Source organism: Mesorhizobium hunchu (assembly GCF_040081975.1).
Classification (GTDB): domain Bacteria; phylum Pseudomonadota; class Alphaproteobacteria; order Rhizobiales; family Rhizobiaceae; genus Mesorhizobium; species Mesorhizobium hunchu.
This window is the reverse complement of the sequence record NZ_JBEBMG010000016.1, coordinates 28,795-44,554: the sequence shown is the minus strand read 5'-3', so window position 1 is coordinate 44,554 and position 15,760 is coordinate 28,795. Positions and strand designations below refer to the sequence as shown.

Genomic DNA, 15,760 nt, shown 5'->3' with positions numbered 1-15,760 from the left:
TTTCGCTCCTTGCGGGCTATATGCCGTCCGGAGCGAGGTCCGGTCCAGTGCTTTCGGTCGCCGCCTGGCTGCGGCCGACGGTGTGCTCGCGATAGAGCGTATAGAGGCCTGAGGCGACGATGATCAGCGAGCCGGCGATCATGACGCTGTCGGGGAAATCGCCGAAGACGACGATGCCCAGGATGATCGACCACAGCAGCGCCGTATAGCGGAAAGGCGCGATGAAGGAGATGTCGCCGATGCGCATGGCGGCGATGATCGCCTGATAGCCGATCAGCACCAGAACGGCGGCCAGCGCCAGGCGGGCCGTCGCCGCGAGGCTCATGTCCGTCCAGCCGCCCATGACGGGCAGGAGCAGGGCGCCGAGCACGGTCATGGCGAGCGAGGTGACGGCCGAGATAAGCAGGGTCGGCGTGTCCTGCGGGATGCGCCGGGTGGAGAGATCCCGCAGCGTGCAGAAGGCGACGGAGCACAGAACCAGAAGCGAATAGGCGCTGAAGCCGGCGAAGCCCGGCCGCACGATGATGAGGACGCCCATGAAGCCCACGGCTATGGCCATCCAGCGCCGCCAGCCGACGCCCTCGCCGAAGAACAGCGCCGCGCCCATGGTGACGGCCAGCGGCAGCGCCTGCTGCACGGCCGCGACATTGGCGATGGGCAGCTTCGACAGGGCAAGCAGATAGCTGACGGTGGCGCCGGCCTCGCCCACCACGCGCCATCCCACCAGCGGCTGCATGGCTGCCCGCGGTGCGGCCAACGCGCCACGCCGCCAGGCGAGCAGCCCGACAAGCGCCGTGGCGAAGAGGCCGCGCACGAACAGCACCTGCGCCATGCTCATGGATTCGGAGGAGAATTTCGTGATCGCGTCGTTGACCGTGAAACTTGCCATGGCGACGACCATGAAGAGAGCGCCGCGCAGGTTCGGGGAGAGGGGCAAGGGCCGGTTCCGCTTCACTTGTCCCGAACGCGGTCCTCCCGCCGGGTCAGGCTGGTCGTATCAGTCCCTTGAAAGACAGCAACGCCAAAACGCTGTGCCACGCGCGAGGAACAGGGCAAGCGCAGCAGTCCGCCCGTCCGTCCGACACGAGGCGACGAAAATCAGCCGCCGGTGACGCTCATATGGCGCGATACGGAAGGCCGGCTGGTGCGGCGGTCGATGACGAAGTCATGGCCCTTCGGCTTGCGGCCGATCGCCTCGTCGATCGCCTGAGCGACAAGCGCGTTGCCTTCGGAGGCGCGTAGCGGCGCGCGCAGGTCGGCGGCGTCCTCCTGGCCGAGGCACATATAGAGCGTTCCGGTGCAGGTCAGCCGCACCCGGTTGCAGCTTTCGCAGAAATTGTGCGTCATCGGCGTGATGAAGCCGAGCCGTCCGCCGGTCTCCGCGACCTCGACATAACGGGCCGGCCCGCCGGTCTTGTAAGGGATATCGCTGAGGGTGAACCGGTCCTCCAGCCGCGCGCGCATCAGGGAAAGCGGCAGGTACTGGTCGGTGCGGTCGGCGTCGATCTCGCCCATCGGCATGGTTTCGATGAGCGTCAGGTCCATGCCGCGGCCATGCGCCCAGCGGAGCATTTCGGGGATCTCGGCGTCGTTGAAATCCTTCAGGGCGACGGCGTTGATCTTGACCTTGATGCCGGCGGACTGGGCGGCGTCGATACCGGCCATCACCTTGTCGAGACGGCCCCAGCGCGTGATGGTGTGGAATTTGTCGGCATCCAACGTATCGAGCGACACGTTGATGCGCTTGACGCCGCAGGCCGCCAGTTCGTCGGCGAAGCGGGAAAGCTGCGAGCCGTTCGTCGTCAAGGTCAGTTCTTCCAGCGCGCCGCTTTCGAGATGCCTCGACAATTCGCGGATCAGATGCATGACGTTCTTGCGCACCAGCGGCTCGCCGCCGGTGAGCCGCAGCTTCTTCACACCCTTGTCGATGAAGACGGTGCAGAGCCGGTCGAGTTCTTCCAGCGAGAGCAGGTCGCGCTTCGGCAGAAAGGTCATGTCTTCTGCCATGCAATAGGTGCAGCGGAAATCGCACCGGTCGGTGACCGAGACGCGGAGATAGCTGATCGTGCGACCGAACGGGTCGATCATGTCCATGCGGCGTTTCCGTTCTTCTTCGCCCTGCGGGGCGCCGTTATATACTGCTATGTGATACGAACCGGCAATGCGTTCAAGATGGACGGCTTCGGCCTTTGGTCCCATTCCGTTGCCGACGTGGATGTGTCGGCCATACGAAAATGGAAACGTGATCTTTTCTGCAGGCTTCCTGCGGGGTAGTGAAAGCGCACAATGGAATTCTTGCAATGACCGCTCCGAAAGAACTGCGGGTCTCGAAGGATCGGCGGCTGCTGACCGTGACCTTTCCCGGTCACGCGCCGTTCGAACTGCCGGCTGAACTGCTGCGCGTGCTGTCGCCGTCGGCGGAGGTGCAGGGGCATTCGCCCGAACAGCGCGTGACGGTGCCCGGCAAGCGCGACGTCGCGATCAGCCGGATCGAGCCGGTCGGCAACTACGCCGTGCGCATCGTCTTCGATGATCTGCACGATACGGGCATCTTCACCTGGACCTATCTCCATACGCTCGGGCGGGAGAAAGACGCCCGCTGGCAATCCTATCTCGACGAGTTGGAACAGAAGGGGCTTTCGCGTGGATAGCGTCGACGATCGGGAAAAGCGGGTCGCCACGGCCGAGGAACTTGAAGCACTCTACGGCAAACCGGGCGAGGCGTCGCTGGTGAAGGAACTGGACCATGTCATTCCTGAATATGCCGCCTTCATAGAGGCCTCGCCCTTCGTCGCGCTGGCGACCGGCGGCGCGGACGGGCTGGATTGTTCTCCGCGCGGAGACCGTGCCGGCTTCGTGCGCATCGTCGATCCTTACACGCTGATGATGCCGGACCGGCGCGGCAACAACCGGGCCGATTCCCTGAAAAACGTCATCGAGGATCCGCGCGTCGGCCTGCTGTTCCTGGTGCCCGGCTCGGGCACGACGTTGCGCGTCAACGGGCGTGCCCACATCTCGGTCGATCCGGCGCTCTGCGACTCCTTTGCCGTGGAGGGCAAGCCCGCCCGCTCGGTCCTCGTCATTGCCGTCGAGAAGGTCTATTTCCAGTGCGCCCGCGCCGTTCACCGCTCCGAATTGTGGAATGCGGACCGGCATGTCGATCCGAAATCGCTGCCGACGCCCGGCCGCATCCTCGAAGTCACCAGTCGCGCCCGCATCGACGGCGACGCCTATGACAGGGAATGGCCCGACCGGGCGAAGAAGTCGATGTGGTGAGGCGCCTTTCCGCTCGCCGAACGACGACGGCGCGATGGCTCGAGCCTTTGAGGGCCTGATTCCGGATTCGCTTTTCGCTCCGTTCAGTGGCAATCAGGCCCCCTTGCATCCGGTCTTCTTGCGGTTTACCCCGCAGGCTCTCAATCAGGATCGCCCCATGCTCGACATCAAGTGGATTCGCGAAAACCCGCAGGTATTGGTGGAGGCGCTGAAGAAGCGTCCGTCCTATGCCGAAGCGGCGCAATCGACCGTCGACGACCTGATCGCCAGGGACGAGGCGCGGCGCGACCACCTGACCGAACTGCAGGCCAAGCAGGAACGCCGCAACGCCGCTTCCAAGGAAATCGGCAATGCCATGCGCGACAAGAACATGGCGAGGGCGGAGGAACTAAAGGCGGAAGTCGCGGAGATCAAAAGCTTCATCCAGAACGGCGAGGCGCGCGAGCGCGAACTCGACAAGGCGCTGGCCGACGCGCTGGCCGTGCTGCCCAACGTGCCGCTCGCCGACGTGCCGCTGGGCGCCGACGAGCACGGCAATGTCGAGGTCCGCCGCTTCGGCGAGGAACTGATCGCTAAGCGCCAGCCGCGCATGGGCAACAAGCCGAAGGAGCATTTCGAGATCGGCGAACGTCTCGGCATGATGGATTTCGAGAGGGCGGCCAAGCTTTCCGGCTCGCGATTCACGGTGCTGTCGGGCCAGCTTGCCCGGCTGGAGCGCGCGATCGGCCAGTTCATGCTGGATACGCACACGACCGAGCACGGCTACACGGAAGTGCAGCCGCCGCTGATGGTGCGCGACGAAGTGCTTTTCGGCACCGGGCAATTGCCGAAGTTTGCGGAGGATCTTTTCTTCACGCCGCATGGCGAGGGAAGGCTGGGTCTCATCCCCACCGCCGAAGTGCCGCTCACCAACCTCGTGCGCGAGGAGATCACCGCGCACGACAGGCTGCCGCTGCGCATGACGGCACTGACGCCGTGCTTCCGTTCCGAGGCCGGCTCGGCCGGGCGCGACACCCGCGGCATGCTGCGCCAGCACCAGTTCTACAAGGTCGAACTGGTGTCGATCACCGATCAGGAAAGCTCGCTGGCCGAGCACGAGCGCATGACCGAATGCGCCGAGACCATATTGAAGAAGCTGGAATTGCCGTTCCGTACGGTTACGCTGTGCACCGGCGACATGGGCTTCGGCGCGCAGAAGACCTACGATATCGAGGTCTGGCTGCCCGGCCAGAACGCCTGGCGCGAAATCTCATCCTGCTCGGTCTGCGGCGACTTCCAGGCGCGGCGCATGAACGCGCGCTACAAGGACCGGGACGGCAAGGGCAACCTCTTCGTCCACACGCTGAACGGTTCCGGCACCGCTGTCGGCCGCGCCCTCATTGCCGTCATGGAAAATTACCAGAATGAAGACGGCAGCGTAACCATTCCTGAAGTGCTGCGTCCTTACATGGGCGGATTGGAAAAGATCGAATCGAAATAATGCGCATTCTCATTACAAACGACGACGGTATTCATGCAGAGGGCATCGAGGTGCTGGAGCGCATCGCGCGCAGCCTTTCCGACGATGTCTGGGTGGTGGCGCCGGAGGCCGACCAGTCCGGCTATGCCCACTCGCTTTCCATCTCCGAGCCGCTGAGGCTGAGGAAGATCAGCGAACGGCACTATGCGGTGCGCGGCACGCCGACCGATTGCGTCATCATGGGCGCCAAGAAGATCATGCCGCAGATGCCGGACCTGATCCTGTCGGGCGTCAATTCGGGCGCCAATGTCGCCGACGACGTCACCTATTCCGGCACCGTGGCAGGGGCCATGGAAGGGGCGCTGATCGGCGTCCGGTCCATCGCGGTCAGCCAGGCCTATCACGTCGACAATGACGAGCGCGTCGTGCCTTACGAGACCTGCGAGGCGCTCGCGCCGGCGCTGTTGAAGACGCTTGTGGAGACGCCGCTGGCCGAGGGCGTGCTGCTCAACGTCAATTTCCCAAATTGCGCGCCGCACGAGGTCAAGGGAACGCTGGTGACCAGCCAGGGCAAGCTGCTGCACAGCCTGTGGCTGGACGAGAGGCGCGACGGCCGCGGCCTGCCTTACTACTGGATGCGTTTCGGCCACGAGCCGGCGGACAGCCGTGCCGGCACCGACCTCGAGGCTGTGAACAGCGGCTTCGTGTCGGTGACGCCGCTGCACCTCGACCTGACGGCCTATGAGGTGAAGGACCGGCTGGCGAAGGCGCTCGCATGAACCAGACGCCGACAGTCGAGGATCGCGAAGGTTTCGCTGCATTCCTGCTTCGGCTGAGAGGCAAGGGCATGGTGCCTAAGCCGTTGATCGCCGCTTTCGAATCGACGCCGCGGCGCGGCTTTCTTTCCGGCCAGCATCACGCCATCGCCTGGGGCGACCGGATGCTGCCGATCGAATGCGGCGAGGCGATGGAGGGCGCCGATCTGCAGGCCGCGGTGATCGCGGCGCTGGCGATCGAGCCGGGCAACCGCGTGCTGGAGATCGGCACGGGCTCGGGCTTCACCGCATCCGTCATGGCGCGGCTGGCAGGGCGCGTCGTCACCATCGACCGCTACAAGACGCTTGTCGAACAGGCGCGTCAGCGTTTCGAAGCGCTGGGCATCACCAATGCCATCGCGCGCCAGGCCGACGGATCGAACGGCCTGAATGACGGCCCCTTTGACCGCATCGTCGTGTGGGCGGCATTCGACAGCCTGCCGCGCTTCCTGCTCGATCAACTGTCCAGCGGCGGCGTGGTGATCGCGCCGATCGGCCCGGAGGAGGGCGAGCAGGTGCTCGCCAAGCTCACCAAGGTAGGCTCCCGCTTTGAGCGCGAGGATATCGGCGTGGTCCGGTTCCAGCCCATCCTGCCGGGCTTGGCTTCAAAGCTCTGAGGCCATTTGCCGGAAGATCGAAGACGGCTCTACATGACCGTCATTCCGGGGCCGCGTAACGGAACCCGGAATCCAGAGCGACAGCGGTGCCAATCCAAGTCGGACGAAAAAGGTCGGCGGACTGGATTCCGGGTTCCGCTACGCGGCCCGGAATGACGCAAATGAAGGTGCCTACCGGCAGCTTGTCCGTTTGAGCTCCTAAGTTTCTAAGAAAATTCGCGCTTGATTCTAACGGTTTAACCGATGGGTAACATTAACGCGCTTTAATCATGCCCAGTCTGTACCGGGTATGCGGGTAAGTGCGATGCGTTTCAGTGTGTTGAGGGAAAACGGGCGCAACCTGGCGCGCGGATGCGCCATACTGATGGTTGCGGGTGCTGCGGCGGGGTGCTCCTCCCAGGTGGCGCGTTTCAGCGACGGTGTCGACCTGACGTCGACCGCCTCCACGCCGAACCAGCAATCGATCATCAGTAAGCAGCCGTCTTTCCAGGCGTCCCAGCCGTACCCTGGAGATGTGACGGCGTCCGCGCCTGCCAACGGCGGTTATACCCAGTCGGTCAGCCGCTCCTCTATCGAGCCTATTTCCGTCCAGAGCCTGCCGCCGGTGTCGCAGCAGGCGTCCGCTCCCGCGGTCAGGTCCGCCCCCGTCGCCTCGGCGCCGCGGATCGATGCCACCACGACCGGCACCGTCCAGCAGGCCTCTGTGAAACCGCTCAAGCCGGCCGCACCGCAGATGGCGAGCGAAGACGGCGTACCGAAGGGCTGGTCACGCGCCGGCGGCACGCAGATCACGATCCGCGAAGGGGAGACCGTCTACAATCTGTCGCGCCGTTACGGCGTGCCTGCCGACGTCATCATGAGGACGAACGGCCTTGCCACCGCCGACGGGCTTCAGGCGGGCCAGAAAGTCGTTATCCCGACTTACGTCTACGCTGCGAAAGCGCCGGTTTCCGCGCCCGATCATGACCGCAACGTCGCCGATGCGCGCTCCTCGCGGGGCACCAAGTACGACGTTCCCAATGACAAGGTTCCGCTGCCGAGCCGCGCGCCGTTCGAAAAGGTGGCTGTGCTGCCGCAGCAGCCCAAGCTGAAGGAGCAGAAGCTGGCGTTGCCGGCGGATGCCGCCGCGTCGAACGATCCCAAGGCGAGACCGCAGGCGGTCGCGGCGGGGACCTACAAGGTCGAACCGGGCGATACGCTGTCGGCCGTCGCCAGGAAGACCGGCGTGAGCGTAACAGCGTTGAAGCAGGCCAACGGTATGAATGACGGCCTGATCCGCATCGGCCAGACGTTGAAGATCCCGTCCGGCGATGCGACGGCCGTCGCCAGCTCCGCGCCGACGAAGGTCAGGTCTGCCGAGGTCGATCCGGTCAAGACGGCTTCCACACCGCCGCCAGCCAAGGCGACGCCGAGCGAGACGCTTGCTTCCTATACGCCGCCGAAGAAGGCCGACAAGATCATCGACCAGGCGGCCGAAAACGGCGTGCAGGCGCCCGATTCCACCGGCATAGGCAAGATGCGCTGGCCGGTTCGCGGCCGCGTCATCTCCGCTTTCGGCTCCGGCAAGGATTCCGACGGCATCGACATCTCCGTGCCGGAAGGCACGCCGATCAAGGCGGCCGAAAACGGCGTGGTAATCTATGCCGGCAATGGCCTCAAGGAGTTCGGCAACACCGTGCTGGTGCGCCATGAGGACGGCCTTGTCACCGTCTACGGCCATGCGTCGTCGCTGGAGGTGAAGCGCGGCGAGAAGGTGAAGCGCGGCCAGGAGATCGCCCAGTCGGGCATGAGCGGTGACGCCAACGCACCGAAGCTGCATTTCGAGGTGCGCAAGAATTCCGCGCCAGTCGATCCGCGCACTTTCCTGGAATAAACAACCAAGAAACATTCGCGGGCCGCCTGACCTCCAGTCCGGTCCGCCGGCTTCGCCCGCTCTCCGGAGCGGGCTTTTTCAGTTCGGGACGCTTTCAGCCATGACGCTCAGCCGGCAAGCGGCTTGCCGAGGCGCCCGGCAAGATCCTGCGTGAACTGCCAGGCGACGCGGCCTGAGCGACTGCCGCGCGTCGTCGCCCATTCCAGCGCCTCGGCCCGCAGCGTTTCGACATCGACGTCGAGGCCGTAGTGGCGTGCATAGCCCGAGACCATGTCGAGATAGTCGTCCTGCGAGCATTTGTGGAAGCCGAGCCACAGGCCGAAGCGGTCGGACAGCGAAACCTTTTCCTCCACCGCCTCTGACGGATTGATCGCCGTTGAGCGCTCGTTGTCGATCATGTCCCGCGGCAAAAGGTGCCGGCGGTTCGACGTGGCATAGAAGATGACATTGGCCGGCCGGCCCTCGACACCGCCTTCGAGCGCGGCCTTGAGCGACTTGTAGGACGTGTCGTCATGGTCGAACGAGAGGTCGTCGCAAAACAGCACGAAGCGAAAGGGCGAGGCCTTCAGGATCGTCATCAGCCTGGGCAGCGTGTCGATGTCCTCGCGGTGGATTTCCACCAGCTTCAGCGGGGAGGGGTACTTGCCTGACGCGTTGATCTGCGCATGGGTCGCCTTCACCAGCGACGACTTGCCCATGCCGCGCGCGCCCCAGAGCAGGACGTTGTTGGCGGGATGGCCGGACGCGAAGCGCTCGGTATTGTCGACCAGGATGTCGCGCACATGGTCAACGCCCCGGATCAACCCGATATCGACCCGGTTGACCTTCGGCACCGGTTCCAGAAAGCCGCGCTCGGCTTGCCAGACGAAGCAGTCCGCGGCGGTGATGTCGGACTCAGGCGGCGCTGCGGGCGCCAGCCTCGACACCGCCTCGATCAGCCGGTCGAGCTTTTCCGACAGCGCTTCCAGCCCATTGTCGTTCATAGTTTCCTCCGGGACGGCGGGTGGCCGTATAGGATAAGTACCGTACCGTACGGTTCTGTCATGCCGAGTCAGAATTTGCAAGCTCTCCCGGAAATCGCGCGCCGATTGGCGGCGCAGGCCTCCACAGGCATGAAGTAACGGGCAGGTGACCGGTTGCAATAGGCGCTTTACCGACTATATTCCGGCCAAATTTTTCGGGCCGGTCGCGGCTTTCCTCAACAGGAGTCTAAGATGTTCGTTACACCGGCATACGCTCAGGGCGTTGGCGCCACGCCTGACGTGTTCATCAGTATCCTGCCTTTCGTGCTGATCTTCGTGGTGATGTATTTCCTCATCATCCGGCCGCAGCGCACGCAGATGAAGAAGCGGGGCGAGATGCTGGCCGCCGTTCGACGCGGCGACACGGTCGTCACCGGCGGCGGTTTCGTCGGCAAGGTGACCAAGGTGATCGACGACAATGAGCTGGAAATCGATCTTGGCGGCGGTACCAAGGTGACGGCGCTGCGTTCGACCCTCGTCGACGTCCGCGTCAAGGGCGAGCCGGTCGCGAACCAGAACGCCAAGAAGTAACCGCCCTACAGACAGCCGCCCAGAAATAGCCGCAATGCGGGCGGAACGCCGCCGGAACGGCTGAACGGAACGTACATATGCTTTATTTTTCGCGCTGGAAGACGATCGGAATCTGGGCGGTCGTCCTGCTCGGGGTTCTGTTCGCCCTTCCCAATGTCATTCCGGCGTCAATGCTGGCCAAAATGCCGTCCTGGCTGCCGAAGTCGCCGATGACCCTCGGTCTCGATCTGCAGGGCGGCTCGCACATCCTGCTCAAGATCGACCAGAACGACCTTATCAAGGACCGGCTCAATACGGTGCGCGACGAGATCCGCACCCAGCTCCGCGACGCCAAGATCGGCTATACGGGGCTTTCGGGCTCGGGCAAGATCGTGCAGGTGCGCATCCGCGATGCCGCGCAGATCGATGCCGCCAAGGAGGCACTGAAATCGCTGACGTCGCCGGTTTCGGCCGGTCTGTTCACCGGCGGTTCGGTGACCGAAATGGCGCTGGACGAGCCGGAGCCGGGACTTTTGCGCTATACGCTGACCGATGCCGGCATCAAGTATCGCACCGCGACCGCCGTCGAGCAGTCGATCGAAGTCATCGGCCGCCGCGTCAACGAACTGGGCACGACCGAGCCGATCGTCCAGCGCCAGGGCGACGACCGCATTCTCGTGCAGGTGCCCGGCCTCCAGGACCCGCAGCGCCTCAAGGATATTCTCGGCCAGACCGCCAAGCTGACCTTCCAGATGGTCGATCAGTCGATGCCGGTGCAGGACGCCATCAACGGGCGTCCGCCGGCGGGCGATACCGTCATGTATTCCAAGGACGAGCCGGCGGTTCCTTATTTGATCGAAAACCGCGTCATCGTCTCTGGAGAGAACCTCGTCGATGCGCAGGCGACTTTCGACCAGCGCACCAACGAGCCTGTCGTTTCCTTCCGTTTCGATTCGAAAGGCGCGCAGCGCTTCGGTCAGGCGACCCAGCAGAACGTCGGCAAGCTCTTCGCCATCATTCTCGATAATCACGTCATCTCGGCGCCGCAGATCCGCGAGCCGATCCTCGGCGGCACCGGGCAGATTTCCGGCAACTTCACCCCGCAGAGCGCCAATGACCTTGCGGTGCTGTTGCGCGCGGGTGCGCTGCCGGCCACGCTCACCGTCATCGAGGAACGCACGGTCGGCCCGGGCCTTGGTCAGGATTCGATCGATGCCGGCAAGATGTCGGCCGTCGTCGGTTCGGCTCTGGTCGTCCTGTTCATGGTCGGTGCCTATGGATTCCTTGGCTGGATCGCCAATCTGGCGCTGCTCGCCAACCTGATCCTGATCGTGGCGATCCTTTCGGTGCTGGGTGCGACGCTGACGCTTCCCGGCATCGCCGGTATCGTGCTGACGACCGGCATGGCGGTCGATTCCAACGTGCTGATCTATGAGAGAATCCGCGAGGAAAGACGCGTCGGGCGGTCGATTCTCCAATCTGTCGATTCCGGTTTTCAGAAAGCGCTGGCGACGATCCTGGATTCCAACATTACCACGCTGATCGCCGCCTTCGTGCTGTTCTTCCTCGGTTCCGGACCGGTGAAGGGTTTTGCCGTGACGTTGGCGGTCGGCATCCTGACCACCATTTTCACCGCTTTCACTCTGACCCGCTGGCTCATGGCCGTATGGCTCCGCAGCCGGCGTCCGAAGGAACTTCCGAAGGGTTATTTCCGCCTCGTGCCGGAAGTGACTCGAATCCCGTTCATGCGGGTGCGCCTGCAGATCTTCGTGGTCTCGGTGCTGCTCTGCGTGGCATCGGTCGGCCTTCTGTTCACCAAAGGGCTGAACTTCGGCATCGACTTCACCGGCGGCACGCTGATCGAGGTCCGCGCCAAGTCCGGCGCGGCCGACCCCGGCGATATCCGCGAGCGGCTGACGGAGGCGGGTGTCAAGGAAATCCAGGTCCAGGGTTTTGGCGAGCCCAGCGACGCCCTGATCCGTATCGGCGCCATCAGTTCCACCGATGGCGACGAGGCCGGCAATATCATGGTCAAGAAGGCGCAGGACAGCCTGACCTCGGCCTATGATATTCGCCGTACCGAAGTCGTGGGGCCGACCGTTTCAGGCGAATTGGCCTGGTCGGCGATCCTCGGCGTTCTGGCCGCGATGGGCGCGATCCTGATCTATGTCTGGGTGCGGTTCGAGTGGCAATTCGCCATCGGCTCGACGTTGGCCACGGTCAACGACGTGATATTGACCCTCGGTTTCCTTGTGGTGACGCAGATCCAGTTCGACCTGTCCACGGTCGCCGCCATCCTGACAATCGTCGGCTACTCGCTCAACGATACCGTCGTCATCTACGACCGCGTGCGTGAGAATCTGCGGCGCTTCAAGAAGATGCCGCTCGGGCAGTTGCTCGATCTGTCGGACAACGAGATGCTGGCGCGCACGACGATGACGTCGGTCACCACCTTCCTTGCTCTGCTGGCGCTGTTCCTGCTCGGCGGCGAGGTCATCCGATCGTTCGTCGCTTCCATGCTGTTCGGCGTCTTCATCGGCACCTTCTCGTCGATCTTCATCGCCGCGCCGATCCTCATCATCTTCCATCTGCGGCCTGTCACGAAGGAAGGAATGGAAGAATACGAGGCCACACACCCGGCGCAGCAATTGCCGGCCAAGTGATGGCCGGCATCATCATCCGCGAGGCCCATTATCCGGGCCGCGCGCCGATCTCCGCCTACGGCAATGGCGGGTTCCGCTTCGCCGACATGTCGCATCGGGGGTCTCTGCTGTGCCTGCCGTCCGGCATCTACGGCTGGCAGCCTGCCGACCCTTTGGCGCTGACCTCGGCCGATTTCGAAAAAGTGCTGGCGGAAGCCGCCGACATCGAGATCCTGCTGGTCGGCACCGGCAAGGACATCAGGCGCCTTCCTGCCGCATTGCGCGATGCGCTCAAGGATGCCCGGATCGCGGCCGACCCGATGTCGACGGGCGCGGCGGTGCGCACCTATAACGTCCTGTTGGCCGAGGACCGTGCGGTCGCCGCCGCCTTCGTGGCGGTCGATTGACATGGACGAGGCCGGCCGGCTGGTGATGGAAACGGTCCGTGCGGCCGATCCGGATCGCTATGTTTCGGCTCTCTACGCGCCAGAGGACAAGCGCGCGGCGCTGTTCGCACTCTATGGCTTCAACGCGGAGATCGCGGGCGTCCGCGACAGGATCCGCGAGCCCCTGCCGGGCGAGGTTCGTCTGCAATGGTGGCGCGACGCGATCGACGCTGGTGGCGGCGAGGCCGTCGCCGGCAACCCGCCGGCCGAGGCGCTGACGGCGGCAATCGCTGCCTACGATCTGCCGCGCCAGGCCTTCGACAACTATCTCGAAGCGCGCATCTTCGACCTTTACGACGATCCGATGCCGTCGCGCACCGATCTCGAGGGGTATTGCGGCGAGACGGCGTCCACGGTGATCCAGCTTGCCGCACTGATCCTGGACAGGGAACAGGCACCTCGCTTCGCAGCGCTTGCCGGCCATGCCGGATGCGCGCAGGCGATCACCGGGCTGTTGCTTCTGATGCCGCGCCACCGCGCGCGGGGACAATGCTTCGTACCGGCCGATGTCCTAGCCGCCGCCGGCTCGTCGCCTGAATCTTTCCTCGCCGAGAAGGGCGGCGCGGCCGCCGGCAGCGTCGTTGCGGCCATGACGGCGCTGGCGCGCGAGCATCTGGCGGCGTTTCGGGAGGAAGCGCCGTCGCTGCCTGCCGCCTTGCGCCCGGCCTACCTCCCGCTGGCGCTGACGGGCGCCTATCTTGAGAGGATCGAACGGTTTGGCGCGAGGGCGGCGAGCGAGACACCGCGGATGCCACTGTGGCAGCGCCACTGGTTGATCTACCGCCGCGCCGCGCGCGGCTGGTAATCCCTATTCCGCAGCTTGTGCGTCTTGCGATAGGCCGAGCCAGTCGCGGCAGTCGGCAAGCGCGCGCGCGCTGAGCGCCTTCTTCTTCGCGACCGCCTTGTCCTTGCCGCGAAAGCGCCCCTCGAACCCCTCGGGTTTCAGCTTCGTGCCGGTATCGAGCGGCGGGAACAGGCCGAAATTGACGTTCATCGGCTGGAAGGATCGCTTGCCCGGTTCGTCTTCCGAGACGAGATGACCGCCGGTGATGTGGTTGAGCAGGGCGCCGAAGGCCGTGGTCGGCGGTGGTGCCATGACAGGTCTGCCAAGCCGCGCCGCCGCGGCGAAGCGTCCCGCCAGCAGGCCGACGGCAGCACTTTCGACATAGCCCTCGCAGCCGGTGATCTGGCCGGCGAAGCGCAGGCCGGGGCGTGATTTCAACTGCAGCGAGGCGTCGAGCAGGATAGGCGAATTGATATAAGTGTTACGGTGCAGCCCGCCCAGCCGCGCGAACTCGGCGTTTTCCAGGCCGGGGATTGTGCGGAAGACGCGCACCTGCTCGCTATGCTTCAGCTTGGTCTGGAAGCCGACCATGTTGTAGAGCGTGCCGAGCGCATTGTCCTGGCGCAACTGCACCACTGCGTAAGGCTTGGTGGCAGGGTCGTGGGCGTTGGTGAGGCCCATCGGCTTCATCGGGCCGTGGCGCAGGGTCTCGACGCCGCGCTCGGCCATCACCTCGATCGGCAGGCAGCCGTCGAAGTAGGGCGTGCCTTCCCACTCCTTGAACTCGCTCTTCGGCCCATCGATCAACGCCTGCACGAACGAAAAATACTGATCCCGGTCCATCGGACAGTTGATGTAGTCCTTGCCGGTGCCGCCCGGTCCGACCTTGTCGTAGCGCGACTGGAACCAGCAGACGTCCATGTCGATCGTGTCGAAATGCACGATCGGGGCGATGGCGTCGAAGAAGGCAAGCGAATCGGCACCGGTCTCGGTACGGATCGCTTGTGCAAGCGAGGGCGCAGTCAGCGGACCGGTGGCGATGATCGCCTGGTCCCAGTCGGCAGGCGGCAGGCCGGAAATCTCCTCGCGCATGACCGTAATCAGCGGATGGGCTTCGATCTTCGCGGTGACGGCGGCCGAAAAACCGTCGCGGTCGACCGCCAGCGCACCGCCGGCCGGAACCTGGCTGGCGTCGCCGCTGGCCATGATGAGAGAACCTGCAAGCCGCATCTCGGCATGAAGCAGCCCGACCGCATTGGTCTCGGCGTCGTCGGAACGGAAGGAATTGGAGCTGACCAGTTCGGCCAGCCCTTCGGTTTTGTGGGCATCCGTCCCACGCACCGGGCGCATTTCGTGCAGGACGACCGGCACGCCCGCCTGGGCGATCTGCCAAGCGGCTTCCGAACCGGCAAGTCCGCCGCCGATAATGTGAATGGGGTTTGTGCTCATGGGCGCGGGAGATAGTCCCTTGCCGCGGTCTTTGCAATCACAAGGCAGCCGCGAGCGAACGGATCCGGGAGGCTGAAAAAACAACACCCGCCGGGGGAGGAGGTCCGGCGGGTGTCGTTTTGGCGGTCGATCCCAGGGAGGAGGAGGGGATCGACCCTATTCGTCATCGCCGGGGAGGAGGTCGGCTCTGACGAAATTTCGTCCGCATTTTTTCGAAGGGCGGAACCTTCTTGGGGAACAACGCCCGCCGGGGGAGGAGGTCCGGCGGGCGCCGTTTCGGTGGTCAACCCTCGGGAGGAGGTGAAGGCTGACCGTATCCGTCAGGGTCGGGGAGGAGGTCGACCCTGGCGAAATTCCTTAGAGCGCGCCCTTGCGGGCGACCGCCTTGATCTCGCCGCGGACAATGCCGAGGTCATGAAGCTGGCGGTTCGAAAGGCGGCCCAGCTCGAACACCGTGTCGCGATAAGCGCGCCAGTTGCGATAGTTGCGGATCAGGTTCATTTTCGTATTCTCTCAAACTCGATCGGATCGATCAGGATCCGGGGAAACTCAGGAGGCCTTGCGGGCCACGTAGGGGATGTCGCCCCTGCCAATTCCGAGGTCGCTCAGTTCGCGATTGCTCAGGCCGTTCAGTTCGGCGACGGCTTCGCGGTAACGACGCCAGTTGCGGTAGTTGCGGATCAGGTTCATCGTCTTTATCTGTTTTCGTCTTGCTTCGGATCATCTGTCTCTTGGGTACGAAGCGAAGATAGGAGCACCCTTATCGATTTAAAAGCGCTGTTGGTGCATGGCAGCAATGCAAATTGTGCAACGCAACATGGATTGCCTTGTCGCGATCTCGTCACAATGGAGCCAGAATCGGAAAGC

At 64.2% G+C, this 15,760-nt stretch carries 16 protein-coding genes; 10 read left to right on the top strand and 6 right to left on the bottom strand.

Going from position 1 to position 15,760, the window contains the following annotated elements; genetic code table 11:
* Positions 1-16: 16 nt before the first annotated feature.
* Complete coding sequence (locus ABMA46_RS20040; RefSeq protein WP_349001772.1) at positions 17-937, bottom strand: DMT family transporter; 921 nt, start codon at positions 935-937, stop codon at positions 17-19.
* A gap of 161 nt (positions 938-1,098) precedes the next feature.
* On the bottom strand, positions 1,099-2,094 hold the full coding sequence (moaA, locus tag ABMA46_RS20035; protein ID WP_349001771.1) for a GTP 3',8-cyclase MoaA: 996 nt from the start codon (positions 2,092-2,094) through the stop codon (positions 1,099-1,101).
* Positions 2,095-2,300: 206 nt separating this feature from the next.
* On the opposite strand from moaA, the gene ABMA46_RS20030 reads away from it, so the two are divergent.
* The 6 genes from ABMA46_RS20030 (at position 2,301) to ABMA46_RS20005 (ending at position 8,040) form a co-directional block, all read left to right on the top strand.
* Positions 2,301-2,651 (top strand): gamma-butyrobetaine hydroxylase family protein, encoded by a 351-nt coding sequence (locus ABMA46_RS20030; RefSeq protein ID WP_349001770.1) that lies wholly within the window; start codon positions 2,301-2,303, stop codon positions 2,649-2,651.
* Entirely contained in the window at positions 2,644-3,276 is a 633-nt protein-coding gene (locus ABMA46_RS20025) for a pyridoxamine 5'-phosphate oxidase family protein (protein ID WP_349001769.1), read from the top strand. The genes ABMA46_RS20030 and ABMA46_RS20025 overlap by 8 nt, the downstream gene beginning before the upstream one ends.
* A 157-nt stretch (positions 3,277-3,433) precedes the next feature.
* Entirely contained in the window at positions 3,434-4,756 is a 1,323-nt protein-coding gene (gene serS / locus ABMA46_RS20020) for a serine--tRNA ligase (RefSeq protein ID WP_349001768.1), read from the top strand.
* The gene (gene surE, locus ABMA46_RS20015) at positions 4,756-5,514 is read left to right on the top strand and encodes a 5'/3'-nucleotidase SurE (protein ID WP_349001767.1); all 759 of its coding nucleotides are present in this window, start codon (positions 4,756-4,758) and stop codon (positions 5,512-5,514) included. Before serS ends, surE begins: the two co-directional genes overlap by 1 nt.
* Complete coding sequence (locus ABMA46_RS20010) at positions 5,511-6,167, top strand: protein-L-isoaspartate(D-aspartate) O-methyltransferase (RefSeq protein WP_349001766.1); 657 nt, start codon at positions 5,511-5,513, stop codon at positions 6,165-6,167. The genes surE and ABMA46_RS20010 overlap by 4 nt, the downstream gene beginning before the upstream one ends.
* A 304-nt stretch (positions 6,168-6,471) precedes the next feature.
* Positions 6,472-8,040, top strand: coding sequence for a peptidoglycan DD-metalloendopeptidase family protein (locus tag ABMA46_RS20005; RefSeq protein WP_349001765.1), 1,569 nt, complete (start codon positions 6,472-6,474; stop codon positions 8,038-8,040).
* A 107-nt stretch (positions 8,041-8,147) separates the two neighbouring features.
* Here the strand turns inward: ABMA46_RS20005 and ABMA46_RS20000 are convergent, their stop codons facing one another.
* Complete coding sequence (locus ABMA46_RS20000; RefSeq protein ID WP_349001764.1) at positions 8,148-9,023, bottom strand: ATP-binding protein; 876 nt, start codon at positions 9,021-9,023, stop codon at positions 8,148-8,150.
* Between the two features lie 231 nt (positions 9,024-9,254).
* On the opposite strand from ABMA46_RS20000, the gene yajC reads away from it, so the two are divergent.
* The 4 genes from yajC to ABMA46_RS19980 all read left to right on the top strand — a co-directional run bounded on the left by yajC (position 9,255) and on the right by ABMA46_RS19980 (position 13,465).
* Positions 9,255-9,593, top strand: a complete 339-nt coding sequence (yajC, locus tag ABMA46_RS19995; RefSeq protein ID WP_349001763.1) for a preprotein translocase subunit YajC — start codon at positions 9,255-9,257, stop codon at positions 9,591-9,593.
* A 77-nt stretch (positions 9,594-9,670) separates the two neighbouring features.
* Complete coding sequence (gene secDF, locus ABMA46_RS19990; protein ID WP_349001762.1) at positions 9,671-12,235, top strand: protein translocase subunit SecDF; 2,565 nt, start codon at positions 9,671-9,673, stop codon at positions 12,233-12,235.
* Positions 12,232-12,621 (top strand): Mth938-like domain-containing protein, encoded by a 390-nt coding sequence (locus tag ABMA46_RS19985; RefSeq protein ID WP_349001761.1) that lies wholly within the window; start codon positions 12,232-12,234, stop codon positions 12,619-12,621. Before secDF ends, ABMA46_RS19985 begins: the two co-directional genes overlap by 4 nt.
* Before the next feature lies 1 nt (position 12,622).
* The gene (locus ABMA46_RS19980) at positions 12,623-13,465 is read left to right on the top strand and encodes a phytoene/squalene synthase family protein (protein ID WP_349001760.1); all 843 of its coding nucleotides are present in this window, start codon (positions 12,623-12,625) and stop codon (positions 13,463-13,465) included.
* A 3-nt stretch (positions 13,466-13,468) separates the two neighbouring features.
* Here the strand turns inward: ABMA46_RS19980 and trmFO are convergent, their stop codons facing one another.
* The 3 genes from trmFO to ABMA46_RS19965 all read right to left on the bottom strand — a co-directional run bounded on the left by trmFO (position 13,469) and on the right by ABMA46_RS19965 (position 15,583).
* Entirely contained in the window at positions 13,469-14,893 is a 1,425-nt protein-coding gene (gene trmFO / locus ABMA46_RS19975; RefSeq protein ID WP_349001759.1) for a methylenetetrahydrofolate--tRNA-(uracil(54)-C(5))-methyltransferase (FADH(2)-oxidizing) TrmFO, read from the bottom strand.
* A gap of 357 nt (positions 14,894-15,250) precedes the next feature.
* Entirely contained in the window at positions 15,251-15,394 is a 144-nt protein-coding gene (locus ABMA46_RS19970; RefSeq protein ID WP_349001758.1) for a DUF1127 domain-containing protein, read from the bottom strand.
* A gap of 48 nt (positions 15,395-15,442) precedes the next feature.
* The gene (locus ABMA46_RS19965) at positions 15,443-15,583 is read right to left on the bottom strand and encodes a DUF1127 domain-containing protein (RefSeq protein ID WP_349001757.1); all 141 of its coding nucleotides are present in this window, start codon (positions 15,581-15,583) and stop codon (positions 15,443-15,445) included.
* Positions 15,584-15,760 lie beyond the last annotated feature (177 nt).

What these genes read in the sequence shown, in the direction of transcription:
- serS (WP_349001768.1), top strand. Translation starts at nt 3,434, where the DNA reads ATGCTCGACATCAAGTGGATTCGCGAAAACCCGCAGGTATTGGTGGAG.
- trmFO (WP_349001759.1), bottom strand. Translation starts at nt 14,893, where the DNA reads ATGAGCACAAACCCCATTCACATTATCGGCGGCGGACTTGCCGGTTCG.
- ABMA46_RS19965 (WP_349001757.1), bottom strand. Translation starts at nt 15,583, where the DNA reads ATGAACCTGATCCGCAACTACCGCAACTGGCGTCGTTACCGCGAAGCC.
- ABMA46_RS20030 (WP_349001770.1), top strand. Translation starts at nt 2,301, where the DNA reads ATGACCGCTCCGAAAGAACTGCGGGTCTCGAAGGATCGGCGGCTGCTG.
- ABMA46_RS20010 (WP_349001766.1), top strand. Translation starts at nt 5,511, where the DNA reads ATGAACCAGACGCCGACAGTCGAGGATCGCGAAGGTTTCGCTGCATTC.
- surE (WP_349001767.1), top strand. Translation starts at nt 4,756, where the DNA reads ATGCGCATTCTCATTACAAACGACGACGGTATTCATGCAGAGGGCATC.
- ABMA46_RS19970 (WP_349001758.1), bottom strand. Translation starts at nt 15,394, where the DNA reads ATGAACCTGATCCGCAACTATCGCAACTGGCGCGCTTATCGCGACACG.
- secDF (WP_349001762.1), top strand. Translation starts at nt 9,671, where the DNA reads ATGCTTTATTTTTCGCGCTGGAAGACGATCGGAATCTGGGCGGTCGTC.
- ABMA46_RS20005 (WP_349001765.1), top strand. Translation starts at nt 6,472, where the DNA reads ATGCGTTTCAGTGTGTTGAGGGAAAACGGGCGCAACCTGGCGCGCGGA.
- ABMA46_RS19980 (WP_349001760.1), top strand. Translation starts at nt 12,623, where the DNA reads ATGGACGAGGCCGGCCGGCTGGTGATGGAAACGGTCCGTGCGGCCGAT.
- moaA (WP_349001771.1), bottom strand. Translation starts at nt 2,094, where the DNA reads ATGGACATGATCGACCCGTTCGGTCGCACGATCAGCTATCTCCGCGTC.
- ABMA46_RS20000 (WP_349001764.1), bottom strand. Translation starts at nt 9,023, where the DNA reads ATGAACGACAATGGGCTGGAAGCGCTGTCGGAAAAGCTCGACCGGCTG.
- yajC (WP_349001763.1), top strand. Translation starts at nt 9,255, where the DNA reads ATGTTCGTTACACCGGCATACGCTCAGGGCGTTGGCGCCACGCCTGAC.